Source organism: Streptomyces sp. NPDC037410 (genome assembly GCF_055602235.1).
In genome coordinates this window covers 102,874-128,060 of the sequence record NZ_JBVJWR010000001.1, presented here as the reverse complement: position 1 = coordinate 128,060, position 25,187 = coordinate 102,874, and the positions used below count along the sequence as shown (strand labels likewise).

Here is a 25,187-nt window from a genome sequence, read left to right as displayed (position 1 = left end):
CCGAGTCTGACGACATGACTGCCATGCCGCACGAATCGCTCACGCAGGCGGACATCCTGCTGGAGGGCTTCCTGGCGCTGGACACGCCGGAGGGCTTCCGCGCGGAGCTGATCGAAGGGGAGATCGTCGTGACACCGCCGCCGGACGGGGACCACGAGGACTACATCGGATTGATCATCGGACAGGTGTACCGGCGGTCGAGGACCGAGATGCAGTTCTCCGGAAACAAGGGCCTGAACCTGAAGGAGGCCCCGGGGGCCCCGAGGGATCACGTCATCCCAGACGGAACCTTCGCTCCGGAAGCACGGCGCCTGTTCCGTGGGGCCGACTCCTGGATGCCCTGCGAGGGCGTCGCCATGGTCCTCGAAGTCACCTCGCGTCGTGCGAGCGTCGACCGTGACGTCAAACGCCGCTGCTACGCCCGTGGTGCCATCCCGCTCTACCTGCTCGTGGACAGGGACACGTCCACGGTGACCCTGTTCAGCGATCCCGAGGACGGTGAGTACCTCCGACGGGACCTCGCCACCTTCGGCAAGCCGCTTCCGCTGCCGGAACCCTTCGGCTTCGACCTGGAGACGGCCGACTTCCTCTGAATCGGCAGGTAGCATGGTCGGCACGGCAGACGAGCCGGGCGGACGGCCGCGTGGAGATCTCAGGATCTTCCCGAGGAACGTCCGGGCTCCACAGAGCAGGGTGGTGGCTAACGGCCACCCGGGGTGACCCGCGGGACAGTGCCACAGAAAACAGACCGCCGGGGACCTCGGTCCTCGGTAAGGGTGAAACGGTGGTGTAAGAGACCACCAGCGCCTGAGGTGACTCAGGCGGCTAGGTAAACCCCACTCGGAGCAAGGTCAAGAGGGGACACCCCGGTGTCCCTGCGCGGATGTTCGAGGGCTGCTCGCCCGAGTCCGCGGGTAGACCGCAGGAGGCCGGCGGCAACGCCGGTCCTAGATGGATGGCCGTCGCCCCGACGACCGCGAGGTCCCGGGGCACAGAACCCGGCGTACAGCCCGACTCGTCTGTCGGCCCACGTGGGAAGGGCCCCGATCAGGTTGCGACCTGGTCGGGGCCCTTCTCGTGTGCGCCGGCCGGCTCAGGGGCGGCGGACCTCGAAGTGGAAGCAGCCGTACTCGACGGCCCGGACGTGGACCAGAGCGACGGCCGGGTCCGCGAAGGCCTCGGTCAGGGCCTCGTCGAAGCCCTCGGCGGGGGTGTCGGGGAGCTCCAGGAGGCGGCCTCCGACGATGCGGCCGGCGGCGTCGTAGCGGCGGAGGGTGCGGAGTGCGCCCGTACGGGAGAAGGGGTACGCCTCCGAGGGTGCCGGGCCGCCGCAGTCCTCGGCGTGGACGAAGACCGGGCCCTGCTCGTCGTACGCCCCGGGCTCCGCGCCCGTCTCGGCGGCCCAGCGGCGCAGGGGCGCGTACGAGACGAGGGCGATCCGCTCGCCGGGTACGGAGAGGCGCAGGCAGCAGCGGAGGGGGTCGCCGCCGTCGGTGGCGGTGTACGGGACGCAGGGGCGGCCGGCGTCGTCCGTGGCGCGGAGCCCGGCGAGCGTCGTGGAGGGGATGGGGCGGGCCGAGTACGCCGTCGTGGTGTGGGTGGTCATGACGTCAGGGTGCGCCGGTGGCCACTTCTGGCGCTGGCGCAATTCGGACGCCGTGGTGACTCGAACCACGCTTCCCCCTGCCTGCGACTGGTCCTGACCGGCTCGGGACCGCCGTCGGAGGGACCCCACGGCCCGGGCACACGGCGGGTCGGGGCACCGCGGGTGTACGGGTGGGGCATGGCTATTCCTGTGAACCGGCTCAGCGACCCGACCGTGCGCGCCTTCGTCACGGCCCTCAACGCCAACGACCAGTCGGCCCTGGCCGGCCTCCTGGCGCCCGGCGCGACCATGTCCGACGACGGCTCCGACCGCGACCTGCGGGACTGGCTCGACCGGGAGGTGTTCTCCTCGAACGGGTACATGGACGTCGAGTCCGAGGCGGACGGTGGACTGGCTCTGGTCGCCAACTACCGCAACGACACCTGGGGTGAGATGCGGACCGCCTGGAGGTTCACCGTCGACGGCGGGAAGGTCTCCCGGTTCGAGACCGGGCAGGCCTGAACCACTCTCGGCCGGGGGCCGGTCTCACCCCCGGCCGATGTACGGCATCGTCGTCGCCATCACCGTCGCGAACTGCACGTTCGCCTCCAGCGGCAGCGCCGCCATGTGCACCACCGTCGCCGCCACGTCCGCCGCGTCCATCACCGGCTCCACCGCCGTCTCGCCGTTGGCCTGGAGGATGCCGGTCTGCATGCGGGCCGTCATCTCCGTCGCCGCGTTGCCGATGTCGATCTGGCCGCAGGCGATCCGGTACGCGCGCCCGTCGAGGGACAGCGACTTCGTGAGGCCCGTCACCGCGTGCTTCGTCGCCGTGTACGCGATCGAGTGCGGGCGCGGCACGTGGGCGGAGATCGAGCCGTTGTTGATGATCCGGCCGCCCTGCGGGGACTGCTCCTTCATGGTCCGGAAGGCCGCCTGGGCGCACAGGAACGCGCCCGTCAGGTTCACGTCGACGACCGTGCGCCAGGTCGCCGGGTCCAGGTCTTCGACGGGGACGCCGCCGCCCGCGAACGTACCGGCGTTGTTGAAGAGCAGGTCGACGCGGCCCCAGTGGTCCCGTACCGACGCGAAGAGGGCCGTCACCCGCTCCTCGGAGGTCACGTCCGTCGGGACGCACAGGAAGTCGCCGGAGGGGAGGGCCGCGGCCGTCTCCTCCAGGGCCTCGGCGCGTCGGCCCGCCAGGGCCACCGACCAGCCGGCCGCCGCGAGGGCCAGCGCCACGCTCCGGCCGATGCCCGAACCGGCTCCCGTCACCACTGCGATGCTCATGGGCGCGCAGCGTACGCGAGACGTGTGCCCCATGAACTCATCCGTCCGACACATGGATGTTCTGTACTCGACAAGGGGGCGTCGTCCCGCACCCCTCGAATGACGGAAGGACAGCATCCGTCTGGGGAGGGGAACATGACCCACGTACAGCAGCATGCCGACGAACTCCGCGCCGCCGCACGTCACTTCGGACGCCGACGTTTCCTGACCGCCACCGGCGCGGCCGCCGCGCTCGCCTTCGCCACCCAGCTGCCCACGGCCGGAGCGGCGGCCGCCGCCGAGCTGGACGCCCGGCGTGTCACGGAGGACCCGTTCACCCTCGGGGTCGCCTCGGGCGATCCCCTTCCCGGCTCGGTGCTGCTCTGGACCCGGCTCGCGCCCCGCCCCTTCGAGCCCGGCGGCGGGCTGCCCGCGAACCGGGTCTCCGTGCAGTGGGAGCTCGCCCGCGACGAGCGGTTCACCCGGATCGTCCGGCGCGGCGTGGCGACCGCGCACCCGGAGTTCCGGCACACCGTCCACGTCGAGGTCGCCCCTCTCGACCCGAGCCACGAGTTCTTCTACCGCTTCCGTGCCGGGGACTGGACCAGCCCGGTGGGGCGGACCCGTACCGCCCCGTCCCCCGCCGCCCGGACGCGCGAGGTCAAGCTCGCCGCCGTCTCCTGCCAGGCGTACCACGACGGCTACTTCACGGCCTACCGCCACCTCGCGGACGAGGACGTCGACGTCGTCTTCCACCTCGGCGACTACCTGTACGAGTACGCCGTCGACGCCACCGGCGGCGCCCGTGCCTACACCGACCGCCGGCTCCCCGACGTGTTCAACCGGGAGACCCTCACCCTGGAGGACTACCGGCTCCGCTACGCGCTCTACAAGACGGACCCCGACCTGCGCGCCGCGCACGCCGCGCACCCCTTCGTCGTCACCTGGGACGACCACGAGACCGAGAACAACTACGCGGGCGACATCTCCGAGGACGGCGTCCCGCCGGAGGAGTTCCTGCTCCGGCGTGCCGCCGCCTACCGCGCCTACTGGGAGCACCAGCCGCTGCGCCGCCCCCAGCAGCCCGAGGGTCCCGACATGAAGCTGTACCGGCGGCTGCGCTTCGGGAAGACGGCCCAGTTCGACATCCTCGACACCCGCCAGTACCGCTCCGACCAGGCGTACGGGGACGGCTGGCAGGTCCCGGGGCCCCTGCTTGACGACCCGGCGCGCACCCTGACGGGCGCCGAACAGGAGCGCTGGCTGCTCGACGGCTGGCAGGCCTCCCGGGCCCGCTGGAACGTCCTGCCGCAGCAGGTCGTGTTCAGCGAGCGCCGCGACCGGCCCACCGCCGACTTCACGCTCTCCATGGACGCCTGGGACGGCTACGCGGCCTCCCGGCGGCGGATCCTCGCGGGTGCGCGGGCCGCCGGCGTCGAGAACCTGATGGTGCTCACGGGCGACGTCCACGTCGGCATCGGCCTCGACATCAAGGCCGACTTCCGCGACCCGGCCTCGCGGACGGTCGGCACCGAGATCGTCACCACCTCGATCGCCAGCGGCGGGAACGGCGCCGACCGGCCCTCCAACCACGACCGGATCACCCAGGCCAATCCGCACGTGAAGTTCTACAGCGGCCGGCGCGGCTACGTCACGGTCTCCCTCGGCGAGGAGAGCGCCCGCGCCGACTTCCGTACGGTCCCGTACGTGACCCGGCCCGGCGCGCCCGTCACCACCGCCGCCTCCTTCGTCACGGAGGCGGGCGACCCGGGCCTCAAGCCCGCCTGACGGCGACGGCCGCCCCGCTCGTACGCCCGTGGGATCCCGAACCGGTCCGTGGTCACCACGGACCGGTTCGGCTGAGAACATGGGCGAGGATTCAACGGAATGGAGCAGTCGATGCCGGAGAGCAGTCAGAAAACAACACAAGGGCACATAACCGACAGCCCCGTCGTCACCGCCGCCCGGCGGACGGGGCTGCTCGTCACCCTCGTCCTGGGCGGGCTCACCGCCCTCCCCCCGCTCTCCATGGACATGTACCTCCCGGCGCTCCCGGAGGTCACCGGTGCGCTGCGGGCTCCCGCCGCCACCGTGCAGCTCACCCTCACCGCCTGCCTCGCCGGCATGGCCCTCGGCCAGCTCGTCGTCGGCCCCATGAGCGACAAGTGGGGACGCAGGCGCCCGCTGCTCACCGGCATGGCCGTGTACGTCCTCGCCACCGCCGTCTGCGCCTTCGCGCCCAGCGTCGAACTGCTCATCGGCTTCCGGCTGCTCCAGGGCCTCGCCGGCGCCGCAGGCATCGTCATCGCCCGCGCCGTCGTCCGCGACCTCTACGACGGCGTCGAGATGGCCCGCTTCTTCTCCACCCTGATGCTGATCTCCGGTGCCGCCCCGATCATCGCCCCCCTCATCGGCGGCCAGATCCTCCGCATCACGGACTGGCGGGGCGTCTTCTACGTCCTCGCCGCCATCGGCGTGCTGCTCACCGTCGTCGTCTGGCGCTTCCTGCACGAGACCCTGCCCCCCGAGCGGCGGCACGAGGGCGGGGTCGGGCAGGCCCTGCGCACCATGCGCGGGCTCCTCGCCGACCGGGTCTTCACCGGCTACGTGCTGACCGGCGGCCTCACCTTCGCCGCCCTCTTCGCGTACATCAGCGCCTCCCCGTTCGTCGTCCAGGAGATCTACGGGGCCTCCCCGCAGACCTTCAGCCTGCTCTTCGGCCTCAACTCGATCGGGCTCGTCGCCGTCGGCCAGATCAACGGCAAGCTCCTCGTCGGCCGCGTCAGCCTCGACAAGGTGCTCGGCTGGGGCCTCGCCCTCGTCGTGCTCGCCGGCCTCGCGCTGCTCCTCATGACCTCGGGCGTCTTCGGCGGGACCGGGCTCGCGCCCGTCGCCGCCGGCCTCTTCGTCCTGATGTCCGCGATGAGCCTGGTCCTGCCCAACACCAACGCCCAGGCCCTGATGCGCACCCCGCACGCCGCCGGATCCGCCTCCGCCCTCCTCGGCACCTCCTCCTTCCTCGTCGGCGCCGTCGCCTCCCCGCTCGTCGGCATCGCGGGCGAGCACACCGCCGTCCCCATGGCCGTCGTCCAGCTCGGCAGCGCCGTCCTCGCCCTCGCCTGCTTCCTGGGCCTCTGCCGCCCCTGGCGCAGGACGGAGGAGACCGGCGCGCCCGCCTAGACTGTCTCGGTGAACGCCTCAGCTCCCTCCGCCGACTCCCTGCGCGCCGCCCTCGCCGCGCTCCTCGAAGGGCTGCCGCCCAACCGGGCCGCGCAGGCCGTCGAGCGGCTGATCGCCAACTACCGGGGCACCACCCCGACGGACGCCCCCGTGCTGCGCGACCGCTCCGACGTCGCCGCGTACGCCGCGTACCGCATGCCGGCGACCTTCGAGGCGGTACGGGGCACCCTCGGCGCCCTCCGGGACGCCGCGCCCGACTGGGCGCCGCGCACCCACACCGACGTCGGCGGCGGCACGGGATCGGCGAGCTGGGCCGTCGCCGAGGCCTGGGCGGAGGAGCCGCCCCGCACCACCGTCCTGGACTGGGCGGAACCGGCTCTGGCACTCGGCCGCGAGCTGGCGGCGGGGATCGTGGACGCCGAGTGGCGGCGCGAGCGGATCGGCTCCGCCCTGCGCCTCGCCGACACGGACCTCGTCACCGTCTCGTACGTCCTCAAGGAGCTGACCGAGGCCGACAGGACGGCGCTGGTCACCGAGGCGGCCCGGGCCGCGCAGGCGGTCGTGATCGTCGAGCCCGGCACCCCCGACGGCTACGAGCGGATCATCGCGGCCCGCACGCTGCTGATCGACGCCGGTTTCACCGTCGCCGCGCCCTGCCCGCACAGCGGGGCCTGCCCGATCGTGCCCGGCACGGACTGGTGCCACTTCTCCGCCCGGGTGAGCCGCTCGTCCCTGCACCGGAAGGTGAAGGGGGGGTCGCTGCCGTACGAGGACGAGAAGTACGCGTACGTGGCGGCCGTGCGGTTCCCCGCGACCCCGACGACCGCGCGCGTCGTCCGCAGGCCGCAGATCCGCAAGGGCCAGGTCCTGCTCGAACTCTGCGCGCCCGAAGGCCTCGGCCGCGAGACCGTCACCAAGCGGCACGGGCCCCTGTACAAGCAGGCCCGTGACGTGGAGTGGGGCGACTCCTGGCCGCCGGCCGATTAGGGGCGCAGCTCCTGGGTGCAGCACTTCACGCTGCCGCCGCCCTTGAGGAGTTCGCCCAGGTCCATGCCGACCGGTTCGAAGCCGCGCGCGCGGAGGGGCTCGTAGAGGCCCACCGCCGCCTGCGGGAGCAGGACGTTCCGGCCGTCGCTGACCGCGTTGAGGCCGAGGGCCGCGGCGTCCTCGCCGCTCGCGATCAGGGCGTCCGGGAAGAGCCGGGCGAGGACCGCCCGGCTGCCGGGGGAGAAGGCGTCCGGGTGGTACATGACCTCGTCCCGGGCGTCATCCAGGACGCACAGCGCCGTGTCCAGGTGGTAGTAGCGCGGGTCCACCAGCTCCAGGCCGATCACCGGGCGGCCGAAGAACTCCTGCGCCTCGTCGTGGGAGAGCGGGCTGGAGCGGAAGCCGCGGCCGGCGAGGATCCAGGAGGCGGTGACGGCGAAGTCGCCCTCGCCCTCGTTCACGTGCTCCGGCTCGCGCACGGCGTCGTCCGCCCAACCGTTTCTCCGGAACCAGGACACATGGGCGTCGGCCTCGCGGGCCCGCTCCGGGTGGGCGAACTTCGCGCCGAGGACCCGGCCCTCGACGACCGTCGCGCCGTTCGCCGCGAAGACCATGTCCGGCAGCGCCGGGTCGGGATCCAGGAGCTCCACGGTGTGGCCGAGCGAGCGGTAGCGGTCGCGCAGGTCCTCCCACTGGGCGAGGGCGAGGGCCAGGTCGACCGGCTTCGTAGGGTCCATCCAGGGGTTGATGGAGTAGGTCACCGCGAAGTGCGTGGGTGGGCACATCAGGTAGCGGCGGGGCGAGGACGCGCGCGGAGTGTTGCGCAATGAAGGCTCCTCACGGGAGAGCGGTGGTGACGGGTGGACCCATGGTCCGCTCTCGGCGGCCTCCGCGCTGTGGACCGTTCGGGTGGTTCGGGCCCGTCCGAGCGGCGGGACATGGCGAGACGTCTCGTCTCGTCGGCTGTTAGATTGGGACCATGCCCGAGACCAGGCCCCCCAAGGCCGCCCCCGACGCCTCCCGCCGCAGCGAGCGCTCCCGCCGCGCCATCTTCGACGCCGCGCTCGCCCTCGTCTCCGAGACCGGCTACGCGAAGACCACCATCGAGGGCATCGCCGCCCGCGCCGGCGTCGGCAAGCAGACCATCTACCGCTGGTGGCCCTCCAAGGCGGCCGTCCTCCTCGACGCCTTCCTCGACCTCGCCGCCCGGGCCAACGAGGCACTCGGTGGAGACGCGAACAGTGAGATCCCCGACACCGGAGACCTCGCCGCCGACCTCAGGCTCGTCCTGCGCGCCACCGTCGACGAGCTGACCGACCCCGCCTTCGACGGCCCCACCCGCGCCCTCGCCGCCGAGGGGATCGTCGACCCCGAGCTCGGCGCCCGCTTCACCGAGGCCCTGCTCGAACCCCAGCTCCAGTCCTACGTCCGCCGCATCGAGGCCGCCCAGGCCAAGGGCGACATCGACCCCGGGACGGACCCCCGCGTCGCCGTCGAACTCCTGGTCGGACCCCTCCACCACCGGTGGATCCACCGGACCCTGCCGCTCACCCACGCCTACGCCGACACCCTCGTCGACCTCGCCCTGCGCGGTCTCGCGCCCCGCGACTGAACCCGCGCCCGGTGTCTGTGAGCAACCCCCTTCCGCACTCCGGTCACCCGAGGCCCAGGATGGTGGGACGATGGGCAGAGCCGAACGGGCGAGCACGAGGTGTGAGGGGATAGATGGGCGACGGCATCGGCCGCTACCGCGGCACGGAGAGCAGACTCGCACAGTGGCTGCGCAGGCGCCCCAAACGCACCGCGGCCGACGAGGAGAACGACCGCGAGAAGCTGCTCCTGGCCATCGCCGCCGCCGGGCTGCCCCTGGCCCCCGCCGCGTACCCCGTGGGCTACAGCTGTTCCTGTGAGCGGATCGGCTGTCCCACCCCCGCCCGGCACCCCGTCTCCTTCGCCTGGCAGACCCAGTCGACCACCGACCGCGCGCAGATCGAGCGCTGGGCGCGGAACGCGCCCGAGGCGAACTTCATCACCGCCACCGGCATGGTCCACGACGTCCTCGACGTGCCGCTGGCCGCCGGCCGCGCCGCCCTGGAGCGCCTCCTCGCCGAGGGCGTCGAGGTCGGGCCCGTCGCCGAGTCCGCCGACGTCGACACGGTCGGCGGGCGGATGCTCTTCTTCACCGCCACCCGCGGCACCCCCGAGGACGAGGACGAGTGGTGGCCGTGTGAGCTGGACTGCCACCCGGAGACGATGGACGAGCACCCGGGGCTGCGCTGGCACTGCCGCGGCAGCTACGTCCTCGTGCCGCCGGCCCGGCTCCCCGGCGACGAGGACGCCCACCCGGTCGTCGCCTGGCTCCGGGGTCCCGAGCACCCGCTGCCGGACCCGCTGAACCTCCTGGAGGCCCTCCAGGACGCCTGCGCCCGGCACGCGGCCGAGCGCGAGGCCGACGGGAACGGGGAGCACACGGCCCACGAGATCGCCTGGCCGCTGACGCGCTGACGCCCCCGGGAGGGCGAGTGAGGGCTACGAGCCCTCCGCGCGAGGGCTACGAGCCCTCCGCGCCCACCACGCCCTGGAGCCGGCTCGCGACCGTGACCCCGTCGCGGTCCGTGCCCGCCGGCTTCACCAGGACCGCCTGGCTGGACACCCACTCCCGGGTGACCGTGTTCCTGATCTCCCCGGTCAGCAGCGCCTTGGTGTCGGGGCCGACCTTCGGCCGGTAGCCCTTCGCCGCCGTCTGCCGCTCGAAGTACCGGGTCGCGAAGAAGACGAGCGCGCCGCCGTCCTTCGTCCGCAGACCCAGCGGCGCGAAGTCCCCCTGGTCCGCGACCCGGTCGATGTACTGGGTGGCCATGCCCGGCCGCTTGGCGGCCCTCTGCCGCTCCGCCCGCCACTGCGTGGTGTGCGTGCCCGGCGCGAACGGCCCCGGCCGCCCGTCCTTCAGATACGCGACGTACTCCTTGCCGAGGTCCTCGGGCGCGACCGCGAGCGCGTCGGTGTCCGCGGCGACCGGCACCGCGTACCCCTCCTCCTCGGAGAACTCGGGCACATCGCCCCGGGGCAGGATCGTGAGGTACGCGACCTCCCACAGCCGCTCCGGCCCGTTGCGCACGAAGACCAGGAGCCAGCGCTGGTCGGGGGTGCTCCGGTTGGAGGCCGTGTCCGCGACGAACCAGCGCGGCCAGCCCGCCTTCCGGGGCAGCACGAACCGCGCGTCGCTCAGCACGAGCGGCTTGTGGTCCGGGTTGCCGCCCGGGGTGTTGATGTGCCGTGCGCGCAGGCCCGACTGGTTGACCTCCCCGAGCGGACCGGTGACCCGGTCCGAGTCGAGGGCCGGGTCATAGGCCTTGTCGGCCCGGTTGTACGCGGTCGTGAAGTCGGCGACGGCCTGCGCCGCCTCGGTCTTCGTCGCCGGCGGCAGCAGCGCCAGCTCACCGTGCACGGTGACGCAGCCGCTCGCCGTCAGCGACAGGACGGTCGCCGCCGCCGCGGCGGCAAGGAACCTCGTGGGCCGCGACGACAGCCGCTCAAGCGGTCGTCTCGGCGCTCGCCTCAGCCTTGTCATCGGTCGCCTTCTGCTTCTCCACCCGCACGGACGGACCCGACCCTATCGGGGCCAGGAACAGCGCGAGCGTCGGGATCAGATACAGCGCCCACACCGTGACCTGAAGGACCGTCGGATCCGGCTGGAAGTTGAAGACGCCCTTGAGGAGCGTGCCGTACCAGCTGTCCGGCGGGATCGTCGCCGAGATGTCGAAGGCCTTGTCCGCGAGGCCGCCGAGGAACCGGGCCTCCTGGAGGTCGTGCACGCCGTACGCGAGCACGCCCGCCGCCACCACGACCAGCATGCCGCCGGTCCAGGTGAAGAACTTCGCCAGGTTGATCTTCAGCGCGCCCCGGTAGAACAGCCAGCCGAGGAAGACCGCCGTGAGCAGGCCCAGGATGACGCCGGTCAGCGGCGCGTACGAACCGTCCGAGGAGGCCCGGACCGACGCCCACACGAAGAGCGCCGTCTCCAGGCCCTCGCGGCCCACCGCCAGGAAGGCGGTGGCGACCAGCGCGCCCGTGCCCATCTGCAGGGCCGCGTCCAGCTTGCCGTGCAGCTCCGCCTTGAGGTGCCGGGCCGTGCGCCGCATCCAGAAGACCATCCAGGTCACCAGGCCCACGGCGAGGACCGACAGCGAGCCGCCGAGCGCCTCCTGCGCCTCGAAGGTCAGCTCCTGCGAGCCGAACTCCAGGCCCGCGCCGAAGGCGAGGGCCACACCGACGGCCACGCCGATGCCGATCCAGATCGGCTTCAGCGCGTCACGGCGCCCGGTCTTCACCAGGTACGCGATGAGGATGCAGACGACCAGACTGGCTTCCAGGCCCTCACGCAGGCCGATCAGATAGTTTCCGAACACGTCGGTTCTCCTCCTCGGTTACGCGAACAGCGCCCGGCCCCACCAGTCGTCCTTGTCGCGGACGCCCGGCGGGACGGCGAACAGCGCCGAACCCACGTGCTGTGTGTACTCGTTGAGTGCGTCGTTCTTGGACAGCGAGGTCTGCACCGGGATGAAGCCCGTGCGGACGTCCTTCATGTACGCCAGGAAGAACAGGCCCGCGTCGAGCCGGCCGAGGCCGTCCGTGCCGTCCGTGAAGGAGTAGCCGCGGCGCAGGATCGTCGCCCCGTTGTTGCTGTCCGGGTGCGCGAGGCGGACGTGCGAGTCCGGCTTCATGGCCTTCAGGAACGGCTCGTCGTGCTCCTTGGCCTTGCCGACCGGGGCGCCTTCCTTCTTGTCCCGGCCGAAGATGTCCTCCTGCTCGGAGAGCGGAGTGCGGTCCCAGATCTCCACGTTCATGCGGATGCGGCGGGCGACGAGGTACGAGCCGCCGTCCATCCAGGCCGAGGCGCCTTCGGCGTCCTTGCCGGACACCCACACGTGCTTCGCGAGCCGCTCGGTCTCGGTGCCCGCGATGTTCCGCGTGCCGTCCTTGAAGCCGAACAGGTTGCGCGGGGTCTGGGCGTCCGGGGTCGTCGAGGACGTCTTGCCGAAGCCCAGCTGCGACCAGCGCACCGCGACCTTGCCGAAGCCGATCCGCGCGAGGTTGCGGATGGCGTGCACGGCGACCTGCGGGTCGTCCGCGCAGGCCTGCACGCAGATGTCGCCGCCGCTGCGCGCCGGATCGAGGTTGTCGCCCGGGAACTTGGGCAGATCCACCAGGGCCCCGGGCCGCTTGTCCTTCAGCCCGAAGCGCCCGTCGAAGAGCGAGGGGCCGAAGCCGATCGTGAGGGTGAGCCGGGAGGGCTTGAGGCCGAGGGCCTCGCCCGTGTCGTCCGGCGGGGCCTCCGGCAGGCCGCCGTAGGCGCCCTCGCCGACCTCGGCGCCGGCCGTCATGCGCTCGGCGGCCCGCGTCCACTCCTTGAGGAGCTGGATCAGCTCGTCGCGGTCGGTGGTCTTCACGTCGAAGGACGCGAAGTGCAGCCGGTCCTGCACGGCGGTCGCGATGCCCGACTGGTGCGCGCCGTGGAAGGGCACGGCGCCGCCGGTGTCGGCGACCGGGGCGGTGTGGTCGCCTTCGCGGGTCAGCGCGACGGCGCCGCCGGCCGCGGCGGCACCGAGCGCGAGCCCGGCACCGCCCCAGCCGATGACCTTGCGGCGGGAGGGCGCGGCGGCCTGCTCGGCGGCGCCCTGCTCCGTGGTGGTGGTCTCGTCGGTCATGATGCCTCCCCCTGTTACTTCACGACCGCGGCGGCGAGCTTGGAGAGCGGCTCGGCCAGGGCGTTGACGCCGTCGGACAGTTCCTTGCGCTCGGTCTTGCCGACCTTCTCGTACGAGGTGAAGACGTAGCCGGTCTTGTCCGTGCGGTACTTGTCGAGCAGCGTGTTCAGCGCGGCGAACTGCTTGTCGAGTTCGGCGACGAGCTTCGGGTCGTTCTTCGAGGCGACCGGCTTGAGCAGCTCGAAGGACTTCTGCGCACCCTCGACGTTCGCCTTGAAGTCGACGAGGTCGGTGTGCGAGTAGCGCTCCTCCTCGCCGGTGACCTTGCCGGTGGAGACCTCGTCCAGGAGCTCCTTGGCGCCGTTGGCCATGGAGGTCGGGGTGATCTCGGCCTTGCCGACCCGCTTCACCCAGTCCGCGAGGTCCTTGTCGAGGAGGTCGGCGAGCTGCTTCTCGCGGTCGCCGATCTTCTTGTCCTGCCAGAGCGCCTTCTCCAGGCGGTGCCAGCCGGTCCAGTCCTTCGCCGGGTCCTGGCCGTCCTCCAGGCCGTCCTCGCGGACGTCGACCTTGGGGTCGATGTCGCCGAAGGACTCGGCGACCGGCTCGGTGCGCTCCCAGCCGATGCGGGAGTCGGCGTAGGCCTTCTTCGCGGCCTCGATGTTCCCGGCGCGGACGGCGTCGGTGAAGACCTTCACCTTGGGGAGGGTCTCGTCGGCCTGCGCCTGGACGTACTGGCGGTAGGCGGCGACTGCGGCGTCCATCTCGGGGGAGCGCTTGGCGGCGGCCTTGCCACCGGTGGCCTTGACGGCCTGGCGGATGCCGTCGCCCTTCATGCCGGGCTTGCAGGCGATGAAGTAGTCGCCGGACTTGAACTCGGCGGTGATGGTGGCCTTGGTGCCGGGGCCGATGTTCTCGCGCTCGGTGACGATCCGGTCGTCCGGGAAGAGGACGTACACCTCGGTGATCTTGGAGCCGCGGTTCTCGACGGCCAGCTTCACGTGCCCGGCCGGGAACTCCTTCTTCGAGACCTCGCAGGAGTCGTCCTTGGCGACGACGGTGATCGCGTCGTCGCTCGCCTTGGAGTCGCTTTTCTCGGCGCAGCCCGTGACGGCGGTCAGAGCGGCCGCTGTCGCGGCGGCGGTGACGACGGAGAGGCGGACTGCTCGCATGAGTACTCCAGGAACGCGGGGGACGGACTGAGGCGGACCTAACTTAACCGAGGCTTACCTCAGCAATACCCACCCCTCCAGTGATTCAGCTCTCAGGGCGGGCGCACCGGACACGGCGAGGTCACGGGGGCATCATGGGGGCATCACGGCTTGGTCAAGGGAAGGTCAAGCGGGGTGGATTATCCCGATTCCGATTACGCGTCGGTACGGTCGGTGCGCAGGTGGTTGAATTCCGTCATGAACACGACCGCCACTGACATCGACGTCCTCCGGGTCTTCTGTGCGGGCGACGGCCGGCACGGCAACCGTCTCGGAGTCGTACGGGACGCCCGTACCCACCCCGACGAGTCGTCACGGCAGGCGCTCGCCAAGGAGCTCGGCTTCAGCGAGACGGTGTTCGTGGACGACCCGGAGCGCGGGATCGTCGACATCTACACCCCCGGGCTGCGCCTCCCGTTCGCCGGACACCCGCTCGTCGGCGCCGCCTGGCTGCTCGACCTGGAGGTCGTCCAGCCGCCCGCCGGCGAGGTCTGGGTGCGCGGCGACGGCGAGTTCACCTGGATCGAGGCGCGCGCCGAGTGGGCGCCGCCCCGGACCCTGCGTCAGTACGGCTCCGTCGCCGAGGTGGAGGCCCTCGACGTGCCCGAGCCGGGGGAGTGGATCTACGCCTGGGCCTGGGAGGAGGAGGCCGCCGGGCGGATCAGGGCGCGGGCCTTCCCGGGCCGCGGCGACGGCATCGACGAGGACGAGGCGACCGGCGCGGCGGCGCTGCTCCTCACCGCACAGCTGGGACGGGCCCTCAACATCACGCAGGGCCGGGGCTCGCAGCTGCTCACCGCCCCCGGCCCCGACGGCATCGTGGAACTGGGCGGCCGGGTCCGCCTGGAGGGAACGCTCACGCGCTGAGGGGCTCTCAGGCGCTGAGTGGGTACTCCCCGCCCAGCTCGCGGAAGACCGCGGTGTTGAAGTCGAAGGCGCGCCGGCACTCGTCGACGATCCGCTGCTTCTCCAGGTCGTCGGCGTCCACGCCGTCGAGCAGCTCCCGGTACCCCCGCTTGAACGCCGCCGGGTTGGGGATCTCCTCGAAGACGTAGAAGCGGACCCCGTCGCCCTTGCGGTCGAAGCCCCAGGTCCGCTCCGCCCGGTCGCGGATGATCTGACCGCCCGACAGGTCGCCCAGGTAGCGCGTGTAGTGGTGGGCCACGTAGCCGGCGGGCCAGTCGCGGGCGCACTCGGCGACCCGCCCGGCGTACGCGGCGGTGGCGGGCAGCGGGGAGACGCCCGCGCGCCAGTCGGGGCCGCGCAGATGGGCGAGGTCCTGCTCCAGGGCGGCCGTGCGGAACAGCTCGGGCCGTATGAAGGGCCCGGCGACCGGGTCCTCGCGGAGCGCCTCCGCGCCCTCCTCCAGGGCCCGGTACACGAACCAGAGCTGCTCGGTGTAGCGGGCGTACGCGTCGACGGCCAGGCGCCCGCCCAGGAGGTCGCCCATGAAGGACGAGGTCTCCGCCTCCGTGTGCTGCTCGTGCGAAGCCGTGCGGATCAACGTGGAGAAGGGCGTGTCCAAGGCGTGCCTCCGAGACCGATGGGCGGGAACCAGTGACGATCCTGCCTACTTAGGCTTACCTAAGTCAACCGGTTCCCGACGTCCTGTCGGTAAAAACGCTACCCGTTCGAGCGGTCAGGGCAACGTAAGGATTTCGGCCCCGTTCTCGGTCACCACGAGCGTGTGCTCGAACTGCGCCGTCCGCTTGCGGTCCTTGGTCACCACGGTCCAGCCGTCGTCCCACATGTCGTAGTCGTGGCTGCCGAGCGTCAGCATCGGCTCGATCGTGAAGGTCATGCCGGTCTTGATCTCGGTGGTGTGGTGGGGCGAGTCGTAGTGCGGCACGATCAGGCCGGAGTGGAACGACGAGTTGATGCCGTGCCCGGTGAAGTCCCGCACGACCCCGTAGCCGAAGCGCTTGGCGTACGACTCGATGACCCGCCCGATGATGTTGATCTGGCGGCCCGGCTTGACCGCCTTGATCGCCCGGTTCAGGGACTCCCGGGTGCGCTCCACGAGCAGCCGCGACTCCTCGTCGACGTCGCCGCAGAGGTACGTGGCGTTGTTGTCGCCGTGGACGCCGTTGATGTACGCGGTGACGTCCAGGTTCACGATGTCGCCGTCCCGCAGGACGGTCGAGTCCGGGATCCCGTGGCAGATGACCTCGTTGACCGAGGCGCACAGCGACTTCGGGAAGCCGCGGTAGCCCAGCGTGGACGGGTAGGCGCCGTGGTCGCACATGTACGCGTGCGCGACCCGGTCGAGCTCGTCGGTGGTGACACCAGGGGCGATGTGCTTGGCGGCCTCCTCCATCGCCTGGGCGGCGATGCGGCCGGCGATCCGCATCCGTTCGATGGTGTCGGAATCCTGCACCTCGGGCCCGGTGTACGGGGCCGGTGCGGGCTTCCCGACGTACTCGGGGCGGCGGATGGAACCCGGAACGGAACGATGGGGGGAGAGCTCCCCCGGTACGAGAAGCGACTGGCCAGACATGCCAGCGAGTCTAACGACCGGGTCTGGGGCAGCATGGTCCCGAAGGAAGGAGCCGAGGACGATGCCGCTGTTCAAGAAGAGCGCCACGGGCAAACCGGGCGAGTGGTACTACTGCCTGGAGCACAAGAAGGTCGAGGAGGGCCCCGAGTGCCCTGCGAAGAACCGCTTCGGCCCGTACGCCAGCCGTGAGGAGGCCTCCCACGCCATGGAGACCGCCCGCGAGCGGAACCTGGAATGGGAGACCGACCCCCGCTGGCACGACGCCGCCGGGAAGGACCAGGCGGACGACGAGTAGCGCCGCCCCCGCCGGAAACGACCAGGCGGACGACGAGTAGCGCCCCCGCGGAAGCGGCCGGGACCCGTAGTCGTGTCAGACGGTCCCGGCCGCCTCCGGCCGTGCGCCGTCGACGGCCTCCTGCTGGGCCTTGCGGCGCAGCGAGTCCTCGTCCGTCGCGGAGTCGTACGCGAGCAGCTTCGGCAGCGCCAGACAGAGCAGCCCCACCGAGGCCACGCACACCACGCCACCCGTCCAGACTGCGACCGCGCCCACCGCGCCGACCGCGAACGGCGAACCCTCAGGTCCTTGATCTGCAGCGGCAGGGCGGGCCTACCGCGGGCCGTACGGGCAAGGGCCTACCGGCGGGAAGGCCTACCAGCGGGTCGGCGGCGGGGCCGTCAGCCGGTCCGCGAGCCCCGAGAGCCGGTCCCGGAAACGGCGCCCGCCGCGCGGGGACGGCAGGCTGTTCTCCCCGGCCGCCGCGCTCACCAGGTGCTGCACCGTGTCCAGGTCCACCTCCGCCCCCGCCGCCACCGTGAGCGTCTCGTGCGCGAGCCCCAGGACCTCCTCGTCGCCGCCGTCGAGCGACAGCACGGTCGCCCCCGCCCGGCGGGCGTCGTGCACCCGCTGGAGCACCCCCGCGTCCGGCCGCTCCGGCGCCACCATCAGCAGCGTCGCCCCGCGCGCCGCCGCCTCCAGACGGGCCAGGCCCACCGACAGATGCGCCGGGGCGCCCGGTCGCACCCGGTGCCGGACCAGCGTCGGCGCCAGCTCCGGCAGCCCCGACCAGGCGGACTCGTCGACCAGGTGCGCCGCCAGATGCCACGGCTCGTACCCCTCCGTGCCCACCAGGAGCAGCCCGCCCCGGTGCGGCACGACCGAGGACCGGAGCGCGCCCGCGAACCGGCGGGCCGCCGCCGGCCACTCCGTCCCGGCGAGCACTTCCCGCAGCAACGCGACCCGTACGGCATCCATGGGCCCGCATCCTGCCCCAGCCGGGCCCCGCGCGAGGCCGGGTCGCGGCAGTTCCACCCGTACGAGAGTGGGCCGACGGACCCGACCGGTCGGTAATGTCGGGGCCATGACTACGACTGACAGCAAGCCCGCCCCGAAGGACCCGTGGGACCTCCCCGACGTCTCCGGTCTCGTCGTCGGCGTCCTCGGCGGCACCGGCGACCAGGGCCGCGGCCTCGCCTACCGCCTCGCCAAGGCCGGCCAGAAGGTGATCATCGGCTCCCGCGCCGCCGAGCGCGCGCAGGCCGTCGCCGCGGAGATCGGCCACGGCGTCGAGGGCGCCGACAACGCCGAGACCGCCCGCCGCAGCGACGTCGTCATCGTCGCCGTGCCGTGGGACGGCCACGCCAAGACCCTGGAGTCGCTGCGCGAGGAGCTCCGCGGCAAACTCGTCGTGGACTGCGTCAACCCGCTCGGCTTCGACAAGAAGGGCGCCTACGCCCTCAAGCCCGAGGAGGGCTCCGCCGCCGAGCAGGCCGCCGCGCTCCTCCCGGACTCCCGGGTCGCCGCCGCCTTCCACCACCTCTCCGCGGTCCTCCTCAAGGACACCTCCATCGAGGAGATCGACACCGACGTCATGGTCCTCGGCGAGGAGCGCGCCGACGTCGAGATCGTCCAGGCCCTCGCCGGCCGCATCGCCGGCATGCGCGGCGTCTTCGCCGGCCGGCTCCGGGGCGCCCACCAGGTCGAGTCGCTCGTCGCCAACCTGATCTCCGTCAACCGCCGCTACAAGGCGCACGCGGGCCTGCGGGTCACCGACATCTGAGCCGGTCGTCCGAGCCGGTCCCGTCGCGGACCGGGGCATGGGGGACACTGGACGGGCACGAAACGCCGCATCCGGACAGGAGCCGACCCCCATGCCCCGCCTCGCCCTCTACGCCCTCGTGGTCTGCGCCCTGGCCGCCGCCGCGGCCGTCGTCTCCTTCGTCCAGGGCAGCTTCCTCGGCGTCGTCTGGGTGCTCCTCGCCGGCCTGTCCTCGAACATGGCCTGGTACTACATCCGGCGCGCGAAGGCCGAGAAGGCCGCCGCCGCGGACGCCTAGACCCGGCAGAACTCCGGCGTCTCCTCCCAGAACCGGAACAGCTGCGAGCCGCAGTACCGGCTGAACTCGGGCACCCCGAGCGCGCGCATCAGGGCGTCGATCGCGTCGAAGAAGGCGCTGTTGATCTGCGGGACGAACAGCAGCGCGATCACGATGAAGAAGCCGTACGGCGCGTACGGCTCGATCTGCCGCTTCACCTTGTACGACAGCCAGGGCTCCACGACCCCGTAGCCGTCGAGCCCCGGCACCGGCAGGAAGTTCAGGAGCGCGGCCGTCACCTGGAGGAACGCCAGGAACGCCAGCGCGTACCGGAAGGCGAGCGGCACGCCGTCGAGCGCGTCCAGCCAGAACGGCGCCGTGCACACGATCGCGAACAGCACGTTGGCCAGGGGGCCCGCCGCCGAGATCAGGCTGTGCTTCCAGCGGCCCTTGATCCGCCCCTGCTCGATGAAGACCGCGCCGCCCGGCAGACCGATCCCGCCCATGATCACGAACAGCACCGGCAGGACGACGCTCAGCACGGCGTGCGTGTACGCGAGCGGGTTGAGCGTCAGATAACCCTTCGCGCCCACGGTGATGTCCCCGCCGTGCAGGGCGGTCCTGGCGTGCGCGTACTCGTGCAGACAGAGCGACACGACCCACGCCGAGGTCACGAAGAGGAACACCGCGAGACCGGGCGAGGCGGCGAAGTCCGTCCACACCGCCCAGCCGGTCACGGCCATGACGGCGAGGATCGCCAGGAAGACGGGACTGACCCGCCGTTCATGGCGCCGGGCGGCGGCCGTGGTCATCACGAGGGCTCCCTGGGGTACGTACGGAGGACGACTGTGCGTGAAACGTACCGGGCACCGCCACGAGTTCCTGGGCTGGGGCGACGCCCCGCCCGGTGCGGGGGCACGCGAGAATGGGCCCGTGCGCTACTCCGTCCTCGGTCCCACCCTCGTCCGCACCCCCGACGGCACCGACCTCGCCGTCGGCGGCCCCCGCGTCCGCGCCCTGCTCACCGTCCTCGTCCTGCGGGCCGGCCGGATCGTTCCCGTGGCCGAGCTCGTCGACGAGGTGTGGCACGGCGACGAGCCGCCCGCCGACGCGCCCGCCGCGCTCCAGGCCCTCGTCGCGCGGCTCCGCAGGGCCCTCGGCCGGGACCGCGTGGTCTCCGCCGAGGGCGGTTACCGGCTCGACGCCCGGCCCGAGGACGTGGACGCCCGCCGTTTCGAGCGCCTCGCCGTCGAGGGCATGGCCGCGGCCGACCCCGCACGCGCCGCGGCGCTCCTCGACGAGGCCCTCGGGCTCTGGCGCGGGCCCGCCCTCGCCGACCTGCCGGACCGGGACGCGGAGGCCGCCCGCTGGGAGGCCCGCCGCCTGGACGCCCGCCGGGCCCGGCTCGACGCCGCCCTCGCGCTCGGCGGGGCCGACGCCGCCCTCCCCGAGCTCACCTCCCTCTGCGCCGCCCATCCCCTCGACGAGCCCCTCCAGGCCCTCCGCATCCGCGCCCTGCGGGACACCGGCCGGGCGGCCGAGGCGCTCGCCGCCTACGAGTCGGTCCGCCGCGCCCTCGCCACCCGCCTCGGCACGGACCCGTCCCCCGCCCTGCGCGCCCTCCACGCGGAGCTGCTCGCCCCGGAACCCGAACGTCCTCCCGTGCGGGGCAACCTGCGCGCGCGGCTCACCAGCTTCGTCGGGCGCGAGGAGGAGATCGCCCTCGTCCGGGACGATCTGCGCGGCGCGCGGCTCGTCACCCTGCTCGGCCCCGGCGGGGCCGGGAAGACCCGGCTCTCGCAGGAGGCCGCCGAGCGGACGGCCGGGGACTGGCCGGACGGCGTGTGGGTGGCGGAACTCGCGCCCGTACGCGACCCGGAGGCCGTGCCCGAGGCCGTCCTCGCGGCCGTCGGCGCCCGCGAGACCGTGCTCCGCGGCGCCGGAGCCGAGGAGCTGCGCGGCGGGGGCGACCCGTTCGCCCGGCTCGTCGAGCACTGCGCCGGGCGGCGGATGCTGCTCCTCCTCGACAACTGCGAGCACCTCGTCGGCGCGGCCGCCGAACTCGCCGAGACCCTGCTCGCGCGCTGCCCTGAGCTCCGCGTGCTCGCGACGAGCCGTGAACCGCTCGGCGTCCCCGGGGAGGCGCTGCGGCCCCTCGGCCCGCTGCCGACCGGGATGGCGCTGCGGCTGCTCGGGGAGCGGGGCGCGGCGGTCAGCCCCGGGTTCCGCGTCGAGGACGACCCGGTCGCCGCCGGCGAGGTCGTACGGCGCCTGGACGGCCTCCCGCTGGCCATCGAACTCGCGGCGGCCCGGCTGCGGATGCTGACCCTCCGCCAGATCGCGGACCGCCTCGACGACCGCTTCCGGCTCCTCACCTCGGGCGCCAGGACGGTCCTGCCCCGGCAGCAGACCCTGCGCGCGGTCGTCGACTGGTCCTGGGACCTCCTGGACGTCCCCGAACGCGCCGTCCTCCGCCGCCTCTCGGTCTTCACGGGCGGCTGCGACCTGGAGGCCGCGGAGGCGGTCTGCGCCGACGAGAGGGGCGCCGCCCCCGTCCTCGACCTCCTCGACCTCCTCGGCGCCCTCGTCGACAAGTCGCTCGTCGTCGCCGCCCCCGGCGAGACCGGTATGCGGTACCGGCTCCTGGAGACCGTCGCCGAGTACGCCGGGGAGCGGCTCGACGAGGCCGGGGAGCGGACCGCCGTCGAGCGCCGGCACCTCACGTACTACCGCGAGCTCGCCCGCCGTACCGACCCCGAGCTGCGCGGTTCCGGGCAGACCGTGGCCATCGCGCGGTTCGGCGCCGAGTACGGGAACATCCGTACCGCACTGCGCCGGGCCGTCGACGCCCGCGAGGAGGACGAGGCGCTCGTGCTCGTCCACTCGCTGCTCTGGTACTGGCAGATGCGCGACCTGCGCGCCGACGCCCTGCACTGGGCGGAGTCCGTCGTCGCCCTCGGGCCCGACCCCTTCGGGACGCCCGCCGCCCCCGTCGTACCGATGCACGAGCCGTGCACCGCCGCGCCCCCGCCGCTCTCCGAGGAGCAGCGCTGGGAGGCCCGGCGCGGACTGCGGCTGATCGAGCTGCTCAACATGGACCACGAGACCGGCCGCTGGACCACCCCCGCCGGGGTCGAGCGGCTGCGGCGGATCAACGAGATCTACCCGCCGGGGCTCCCGCAGACCTGCCGGCTGCCCGGCTCCTTCGCGGTCTTCGCCGTCCTCCTCATCGGCGAGCCCGGCCGCATGGACGCGGCCCTGGAGGCGCACGTCTCCGCCTGCCGCCGCTACGGCTACGACTGGGAGCTCGCCAACGCCCTCCAGCTGCGCGCCAACATGCTCGCCAACCGGGCCGACCTGGCCGAGCGGGCGACCGCCGACGCCGACGAGAGCCTGGAGATCTTCGTACGCCTGGAGGACGCCTGGGGCGCCGCCGAGGCGCTGTCCGCGCGCGCCGAGGCCCGCGAGCGGAGGCTCCAGTTCGAGGGCGCCGCACAGGACTACGCCGACGCCATCGCGTACGCGGAGCGGATCGGCGCCCAGTCCCAGATGGGCCTGCTGCGCGCCCGGTACGCCGACATGCTGATCGAGACCGGCCGCGGCGAGGAGGCGGAGCGGATCCTGCGCGAGGTGGTGAAGGGCGAGCACGGCTGGGGCCACGAGCCGATGCTCGCCGCCCGGATCTTCCTGGCGCTGCTGCTCGCCCGGACCGGCCGGACGGCCGAGGCGCGGGTGCATCTGGAGCGGCTGCTCGACGAGTTCAGCTCCGAGACCTTCTCGATCTTCGAGGGCTTCACGCTCGGCAGCCTGGCCTGGGTGTTCAACCTCGAAGAGCGGTACGACGCGGCGTTCGAGCTGTCCCGGCGGGCGTACGAGCGCTCCCTCGGCGGGCTGTCCCTGATGGTCGCCCCGCAGATGCCGTCGATCCATCTGATCACCGCGGCCTGGGCGCTCGCCGGCCTCGGCGGTCCCCCGTCCCGTACCGCCGCCGTCCTGCTCGGCGCGTCCGAGGGGCTGCTGCCGCCCGGTCATCTGTCGCCGCCCAGGGAGCTGGAGAACCTGTGGCGGGCCACGGAACTGACCCGGTCCGCGCTCGCGGAGGGGGAGTTCGAGGCCGCACACGCGGAGGGCGGCCGCCTCTCTCTGGAAGAGGCCGCCGCCCTGCTCGGTCGCGCCGCCGACGCGATCAGTGAGCGCGCCGAGTCATGATCCCCCGGTCGGGACTCAGGTCTTCTTGCGGAACTTGGAGACCGCGAACGGTGCCGCGAGGACGGTGATGAGCACCGACCAGCCGAGGGTCATCCCCACCGAGTGGGCGAGCGCGCCGCCGTTGATCAGGGCGCGGGAGGCGTCGGCGAGGTTCGACAGCGGGTTGTAGTCGGTGAACGTCTGCAGCCAGCCGGGCATGGTGGTCGGCGGGGCGAAGATCGAGGAGCCGAACTGGAGCGGCATCAGGACGAGCATGGCCATCCCCTGGACGGCCTGGGCCGTCTTCATCGTGAGGCCGAGCAGGATGAAGATCCACATCAGAGAGGCGCCGAAGACCAGCGACAGGCCGATGGAGGCGAGCAGGCCGAGCACCGAGGTGTGGATGGTGAGCCCGAGCACGAAGGCCATGCCGAGCAGGATCGCGGTGGCGACCATCATGCGGCCGACCTCGACGACGATCTTCGCGATGAGGACGGAGGACCGGGCGATCGGCATGGTCCGGAACCGGTCCATGACGCCCTTCTTGAAGTCGTCGTTGATGCCGGTGCCGACACCCATCGCGATGTTCATGCCCATCATGGCCATCAGGCCGGGGGCCACGTAGTTCACGTACTCGGCCTGGTTGCCCTTGCCGGCGATGGCGCCGCCGAAGACGTACACGAACAGCAGGATGAAGATGACCGGCATGAGCACGGCGTCGAACATCGACTCCGGGTCCTGCTTGATCTGGAGCGCGTTGCGCCGGGCCAGGGCGCCGATGTGGCGGAGGTTGGCCCGCAGGCCGATCCGGCTGCTCTCCGTGGGAGGCGCCGTGCGCGGCGAGGCCTTCCCGGGGGCGCCGGCGGGGGACTTGGACGGGGTGACGGCGGTCGTGCTCATGCGACGACCTCCTCGTTGATCGCGTCGGACAGGTCGGAGTCGGCGGTCTTCTCGCCCGTGATCGCCAGGAACACCTCGTCCAGGCTGGGCAGATGGGTGCCGATGTGGGCGATGCCGAAACCGCGCGCGCCGAGCAGGCCCACGACGGCCGTCAGCTGCTCGTCGGTGAGGATCGGCACGTACAGCACGCCCTCGTCGGGCACGACGGTCGAGCCGGCGATCCCGTCGAGGCCGGTCTCGCGGAGCGCGGCGGCCATGGCGGGCAGCCGGCCCGCGTCCACGGGGCGGACCTTCAGGGTCCGGCCGCCGACCTTGGCCTTCAGCTCGTCGACGCCGCCCTTGGCGATGACCTTGCCCTTGTCGATGACGGTCAGTTCGCTCGCGAGCTGCTCCGCCTCCTCCATGTACTGGGTGGTGAGCAGGACGGTCGCGCCCTCGGACACCATGCGCTGCACCTCGTCCCACACCTCGTTGCGGGTGCGCGGGTCGAGGCCGGTGGTCGGCTCGTCCAGGTAGAGGACGGCGGGCTGCCCGATCATCGAGGCGGCGAGGTCGAGGCGGCGCCGCATGCCGCCGGAGTAGTTCATGGCCGGACGCTTGGCGGCGTCGGTGAGGGAGAAGCGCTCCAGCATCTCGTCGGCGCGGGCGCGGGCGTCCTTGCGGGAGAGGTCGAGCAGCCGCCCGATCATGTACAGGTTCTCCCAGCCGGACAGCTTCTCGTCGACCGAGGCGTACTGGCCGGTGAGGCCGATGACGCGGCGCAGCTGACGGGGGTGCCTCACCACGTCGTACCCGGCGACGGTGGCGGTCCCGGCGTCCGGGACGAGGAGGGTGGACAGGCAGCGGACGAGGGTGGTCTTCCCGGCGCCGTTCGGCCCGAGGACCCCGAGGACGGTGCCTTCGCGGACGTCGAGGTCGACCCCGTCGAGGGCCTTCGTCGCGCCGAAGTGCTTCACGAGGCCCCGGACCTCGACGGCGTTGGTGTGTGATCGCGTCATGTCCACCATGGAACAGGGCGCCACCGACAAGCCCCCGACAGACGACCGACAGCCCGCCGATGGGGGATGTCGGCGGGCTGTCGGATGGTGCCGCTGCGGCTAGTGGAAGGTGTGCTCCTCGGCGGGGAACGCCCCGCCGCCGACGTCCTCGGCGAAGGCGCGGGCGGCGTCGCCGAGCGTCTCGCGGAGGTTGGCGTACTGCTTGGTGAAGCGCGGCACCTTGCCGCCGGTCAGGCCGGCCATGTCGGTCCACACGAGGACCTGCGCGTCGGGGGGGGGGGGGGGGGGGGGGGGGGGGGGGGGGGGGGGGGGGGGGGGGGGGGGGGGGGGGGGGGGGGGGGGTGGTAGAGGAGT

25 protein-coding genes, 1 other RNA gene and 2 pseudogenes are annotated in these 25,187 nt (G+C 72.5%); 13 read left to right on the top strand and 15 right to left on the bottom strand.

Annotation, left to right across the window (positions count from 1 at the left end; genetic code table 11):
• Positions 1-14: 14 nt before the first annotated feature.
• Together ACZ7HT_RS00580 and rnpB are read left to right on the top strand one after the other, a co-directional pair.
• Positions 15-593: a Uma2 family endonuclease gene (locus ACZ7HT_RS00580; protein ID WP_471158247.1), complete on the top strand. Its 579-nt coding sequence runs from the start codon at positions 15-17 to the stop codon at positions 591-593.
• A 30-nt stretch (positions 594-623) separates the two neighbouring features.
• Positions 624-1,022, top strand: an RNA gene (gene rnpB, locus ACZ7HT_RS00575) — RNase P RNA component class A.
• A gap of 71 nt (positions 1,023-1,093) precedes the next feature.
• Here the strand turns inward: rnpB and ACZ7HT_RS00570 are convergent.
• A complete protein-coding gene (locus ACZ7HT_RS00570; protein WP_471158245.1) occupies positions 1,094-1,606 on the bottom strand; it encodes a DUF1203 domain-containing protein in 513 nt (170 codons plus the stop codon).
• Positions 1,607-1,783: 177 nt separating this feature from the next.
• On the opposite strand from ACZ7HT_RS00570, the gene ACZ7HT_RS00565 reads away from it, so the two are divergent.
• Positions 1,784-2,107, top strand: coding sequence for a nuclear transport factor 2-like protein (locus ACZ7HT_RS00565; protein ID WP_471158243.1), 324 nt, complete (start codon positions 1,784-1,786; stop codon positions 2,105-2,107).
• 24 nt (positions 2,108-2,131) lie between these two features.
• Here the strand turns inward: ACZ7HT_RS00565 and ACZ7HT_RS00560 are convergent, their stop codons facing one another.
• Positions 2,132-2,908: an SDR family oxidoreductase gene (locus ACZ7HT_RS00560; protein WP_471158241.1), complete on the bottom strand. Its 777-nt coding sequence runs from the start codon at positions 2,906-2,908 to the stop codon at positions 2,132-2,134.
• A gap of 102 nt (positions 2,909-3,010) precedes the next feature.
• On the opposite strand from ACZ7HT_RS00560, the gene ACZ7HT_RS00555 reads away from it, so the two are divergent.
• The 3 genes from ACZ7HT_RS00555 (at position 3,011) to ACZ7HT_RS00545 (ending at position 7,021) form a co-directional block, all read left to right on the top strand.
• A complete protein-coding gene (locus ACZ7HT_RS00555) occupies positions 3,011-4,642 on the top strand; it encodes an alkaline phosphatase D family protein (protein WP_471158239.1) in 1,632 nt (543 codons plus the stop codon).
• A gap of 111 nt (positions 4,643-4,753) precedes the next feature.
• Positions 4,754-6,034 carry a Bcr/CflA family multidrug efflux MFS transporter gene (locus tag ACZ7HT_RS00550; protein WP_471158237.1) on the top strand — a complete coding sequence of 427 codons (1,281 nt, stop codon included), beginning with the start codon at positions 4,754-4,756 and terminating at the stop codon, positions 6,032-6,034.
• Between the two features lie 9 nt (positions 6,035-6,043).
• Positions 6,044-7,021, top strand: coding sequence for a small ribosomal subunit Rsm22 family protein (locus ACZ7HT_RS00545; protein ID WP_471158235.1), 978 nt, complete (start codon positions 6,044-6,046; stop codon positions 7,019-7,021).
• Here ACZ7HT_RS00545 and ddaH read toward each other — a convergent pair.
• Positions 7,018-7,848, bottom strand: a complete 831-nt coding sequence (gene ddaH, locus ACZ7HT_RS00540) for a dimethylargininase (protein WP_471158233.1) — start codon at positions 7,846-7,848, stop codon at positions 7,018-7,020. The genes ACZ7HT_RS00545 and ddaH overlap by 4 nt on opposite strands.
• Before the next feature lie 152 nt (positions 7,849-8,000).
• On the opposite strand from ddaH, the gene ACZ7HT_RS00535 reads away from it, so the two are divergent.
• Together ACZ7HT_RS00535 and ACZ7HT_RS00530 are read left to right on the top strand one after the other, a co-directional pair.
• A complete protein-coding gene (locus ACZ7HT_RS00535; protein WP_471158231.1) occupies positions 8,001-8,633 on the top strand; it encodes a TetR/AcrR family transcriptional regulator in 633 nt (210 codons plus the stop codon).
• 113 nt (positions 8,634-8,746) lie between these two features.
• Positions 8,747-9,526, top strand: a complete 780-nt coding sequence (locus tag ACZ7HT_RS00530; protein WP_471158229.1) for a bifunctional DNA primase/polymerase — start codon at positions 8,747-8,749, stop codon at positions 9,524-9,526.
• Positions 9,527-9,572: 46 nt separating this feature from the next.
• On the opposite strand, the gene ACZ7HT_RS00525 is transcribed toward ACZ7HT_RS00530, so the two are convergent.
• Genes ACZ7HT_RS00525 through efeO form a run of 4 tightly spaced genes read right to left on the bottom strand, consistent with a single transcriptional unit; the run spans position 9,573 to position 13,898 of the window.
• Complete coding sequence (locus ACZ7HT_RS00525; RefSeq protein ID WP_471158227.1) at positions 9,573-10,592, bottom strand: SCO2278 family lipoprotein; 1,020 nt, start codon at positions 10,590-10,592, stop codon at positions 9,573-9,575.
• Positions 10,555-11,430: an iron uptake transporter permease EfeU gene (gene efeU, locus ACZ7HT_RS00520; RefSeq protein WP_471158225.1), complete on the bottom strand. Its 876-nt coding sequence runs from the start codon at positions 11,428-11,430 to the stop codon at positions 10,555-10,557. The genes ACZ7HT_RS00525 and efeU overlap by 38 nt, the downstream gene beginning before the upstream one ends.
• Positions 11,431-11,448: 18 nt before the next feature.
• A complete protein-coding gene (gene efeB / locus ACZ7HT_RS00515) occupies positions 11,449-12,729 on the bottom strand; it encodes an iron uptake transporter deferrochelatase/peroxidase subunit (RefSeq protein ID WP_471158223.1) in 1,281 nt (426 codons plus the stop codon).
• A 14-nt stretch (positions 12,730-12,743) separates the two neighbouring features.
• A complete protein-coding gene (gene efeO / locus ACZ7HT_RS00510) occupies positions 12,744-13,898 on the bottom strand; it encodes an iron uptake system protein EfeO (RefSeq protein ID WP_471158221.1) in 1,155 nt (384 codons plus the stop codon).
• 237 nt (positions 13,899-14,135) lie between these two features.
• On the opposite strand from efeO, the gene ACZ7HT_RS00505 reads away from it, so the two are divergent.
• Entirely contained in the window at positions 14,136-14,804 is a 669-nt protein-coding gene (locus tag ACZ7HT_RS00505; protein WP_471158219.1) for a PhzF family phenazine biosynthesis protein, read from the top strand.
• 7 nt (positions 14,805-14,811) lie between these two features.
• On the opposite strand, the gene ACZ7HT_RS00500 is transcribed toward ACZ7HT_RS00505, so the two are convergent.
• Positions 14,812-15,462, bottom strand: a complete 651-nt coding sequence (locus tag ACZ7HT_RS00500; RefSeq protein ID WP_471158217.1) for a biliverdin-producing heme oxygenase — start codon at positions 15,460-15,462, stop codon at positions 14,812-14,814.
• Between the two features lie 114 nt (positions 15,463-15,576).
• Positions 15,577-16,434 carry a type I methionyl aminopeptidase gene (gene map / locus ACZ7HT_RS00495; RefSeq protein WP_471158215.1) on the bottom strand — a complete coding sequence of 286 codons (858 nt, stop codon included), beginning with the start codon at positions 16,432-16,434 and terminating at the stop codon, positions 15,577-15,579.
• Between the two features lie 61 nt (positions 16,435-16,495).
• Here map and ACZ7HT_RS00490 point away from each other — a divergent pair, with 61 nt between their 5' ends.
• Positions 16,496-16,729 (top strand): hypothetical protein, encoded by a 234-nt coding sequence (locus ACZ7HT_RS00490; protein WP_471158213.1) that lies wholly within the window; start codon positions 16,496-16,498, stop codon positions 16,727-16,729.
• A gap of 75 nt (positions 16,730-16,804) precedes the next feature.
• On the opposite strand, the pseudogene ACZ7HT_RS00485 reads toward ACZ7HT_RS00490, so the two are convergent.
• A pseudogene (locus ACZ7HT_RS00485) lies at positions 16,805-16,972 on the bottom strand (MFS transporter); the annotation flags it as partial.
• A 111-nt stretch (positions 16,973-17,083) separates the two neighbouring features.
• Positions 17,084-17,686 (bottom strand): hypothetical protein, encoded by a 603-nt coding sequence (locus ACZ7HT_RS00480; protein ID WP_471158211.1) that lies wholly within the window; start codon positions 17,684-17,686, stop codon positions 17,084-17,086.
• A 106-nt stretch (positions 17,687-17,792) separates the two neighbouring features.
• Here ACZ7HT_RS00480 and npdG point away from each other — a divergent pair, with 106 nt between their 5' ends.
• Positions 17,793-18,491: an NADPH-dependent F420 reductase gene (npdG, locus tag ACZ7HT_RS00475; protein ID WP_471158209.1), complete on the top strand. Its 699-nt coding sequence runs from the start codon at positions 17,793-17,795 to the stop codon at positions 18,489-18,491.
• A 37-nt stretch (positions 18,492-18,528) separates the two neighbouring features.
• Positions 18,529-18,768: a hypothetical protein gene (locus tag ACZ7HT_RS00470; RefSeq protein ID WP_471158207.1), complete on the top strand. Its 240-nt coding sequence runs from the start codon at positions 18,529-18,531 to the stop codon at positions 18,766-18,768.
• Here the strand turns inward: ACZ7HT_RS00470 and ACZ7HT_RS00465 are convergent.
• Positions 18,765-19,559, bottom strand: coding sequence for a site-2 protease family protein (locus ACZ7HT_RS00465; protein WP_471158205.1), 795 nt, complete (start codon positions 19,557-19,559; stop codon positions 18,765-18,767). The genes ACZ7HT_RS00470 and ACZ7HT_RS00465 overlap by 4 nt on opposite strands.
• A 121-nt stretch (positions 19,560-19,680) precedes the next feature.
• On the opposite strand from ACZ7HT_RS00465, the gene ACZ7HT_RS00460 reads away from it, so the two are divergent.
• Entirely contained in the window at positions 19,681-22,956 is a 3,276-nt protein-coding gene (locus ACZ7HT_RS00460) for an AfsR/SARP family transcriptional regulator (RefSeq protein WP_471158203.1), read from the top strand.
• Positions 22,957-22,971: 15 nt separating this feature from the next.
• Here the strand turns inward: ACZ7HT_RS00460 and ACZ7HT_RS00455 are convergent, their stop codons facing one another.
• From ACZ7HT_RS00455 to ACZ7HT_RS00445, 3 genes and pseudogenes are all read right to left on the bottom strand, one after another.
• The gene (locus ACZ7HT_RS00455; protein WP_471158201.1) at positions 22,972-23,835 is read right to left on the bottom strand and encodes an ABC transporter permease; all 864 of its coding nucleotides are present in this window, start codon (positions 23,833-23,835) and stop codon (positions 22,972-22,974) included.
• Complete coding sequence (locus ACZ7HT_RS00450) at positions 23,832-24,842, bottom strand: ATP-binding cassette domain-containing protein (protein ID WP_471158199.1); 1,011 nt, start codon at positions 24,840-24,842, stop codon at positions 23,832-23,834. The genes ACZ7HT_RS00455 and ACZ7HT_RS00450 overlap by 4 nt, the downstream gene beginning before the upstream one ends.
• 90 nt (positions 24,843-24,932) lie before the next feature.
• Positions 24,933-25,103 (bottom strand): annotated as a pseudogene (locus ACZ7HT_RS00445) (3-methyl-2-oxobutanoate hydroxymethyltransferase); the annotation flags it as partial.
• Positions 25,104-25,187: the final 84 nt, after the last annotated feature.

Coding starts and splice junctions, on each gene's coding strand:
- ACZ7HT_RS00560 (WP_471158241.1), bottom strand. CDS start 2,908: ATGGGGCACACGTCTCGCGTACGCTGCGCGCCCATGAGCATCGCAGTG.
- ACZ7HT_RS00505 (WP_471158219.1), top strand. CDS start 14,136: ATGAACACGACCGCCACTGACATCGACGTCCTCCGGGTCTTCTGTGCG.
- efeB (WP_471158223.1), bottom strand. CDS start 12,729: ATGACCGACGAGACCACCACCACGGAGCAGGGCGCCGCCGAGCAGGCC.
- ACZ7HT_RS00550 (WP_471158237.1), top strand. CDS start 4,754: ATGCCGGAGAGCAGTCAGAAAACAACACAAGGGCACATAACCGACAGC.
- ACZ7HT_RS00555 (WP_471158239.1), top strand. CDS start 3,011: ATGACCCACGTACAGCAGCATGCCGACGAACTCCGCGCCGCCGCACGT.
- ACZ7HT_RS00525 (WP_471158227.1), bottom strand. CDS start 10,592: ATGACAAGGCTGAGGCGAGCGCCGAGACGACCGCTTGAGCGGCTGTCG.
- ACZ7HT_RS00450 (WP_471158199.1), bottom strand. CDS start 24,842: ATGGTGGACATGACGCGATCACACACCAACGCCGTCGAGGTCCGGGGC.
- ACZ7HT_RS00530 (WP_471158229.1), top strand. CDS start 8,747: ATGGGCGACGGCATCGGCCGCTACCGCGGCACGGAGAGCAGACTCGCA.
- ACZ7HT_RS00580 (WP_471158247.1), top strand. CDS start 15: ATGACTGCCATGCCGCACGAATCGCTCACGCAGGCGGACATCCTGCTG.
- ACZ7HT_RS00570 (WP_471158245.1), bottom strand. CDS start 1,606: ATGACCACCCACACCACGACGGCGTACTCGGCCCGCCCCATCCCCTCC.
- ACZ7HT_RS00490 (WP_471158213.1), top strand. CDS start 16,496: ATGCCGCTGTTCAAGAAGAGCGCCACGGGCAAACCGGGCGAGTGGTAC.
- npdG (WP_471158209.1), top strand. CDS start 17,793: ATGACTACGACTGACAGCAAGCCCGCCCCGAAGGACCCGTGGGACCTC.
- efeO (WP_471158221.1), bottom strand. CDS start 13,898: ATGCGAGCAGTCCGCCTCTCCGTCGTCACCGCCGCCGCGACAGCGGCC.
- ACZ7HT_RS00480 (WP_471158211.1), bottom strand. CDS start 17,686: ATGGATGCCGTACGGGTCGCGTTGCTGCGGGAAGTGCTCGCCGGGACG.
- map (WP_471158215.1), bottom strand. CDS start 16,434: ATGTCTGGCCAGTCGCTTCTCGTACCGGGGGAGCTCTCCCCCCATCGT.
- ACZ7HT_RS00455 (WP_471158201.1), bottom strand. CDS start 23,835: ATGAGCACGACCGCCGTCACCCCGTCCAAGTCCCCCGCCGGCGCCCCC.
- ACZ7HT_RS00535 (WP_471158231.1), top strand. CDS start 8,001: ATGCCCGAGACCAGGCCCCCCAAGGCCGCCCCCGACGCCTCCCGCCGC.
- ACZ7HT_RS00565 (WP_471158243.1), top strand. CDS start 1,784: ATGGCTATTCCTGTGAACCGGCTCAGCGACCCGACCGTGCGCGCCTTC.
- ACZ7HT_RS00465 (WP_471158205.1), bottom strand. CDS start 19,559: ATGACCACGGCCGCCGCCCGGCGCCATGAACGGCGGGTCAGTCCCGTC.
- ACZ7HT_RS00470 (WP_471158207.1), top strand. CDS start 18,529: ATGGGGGACACTGGACGGGCACGAAACGCCGCATCCGGACAGGAGCCG.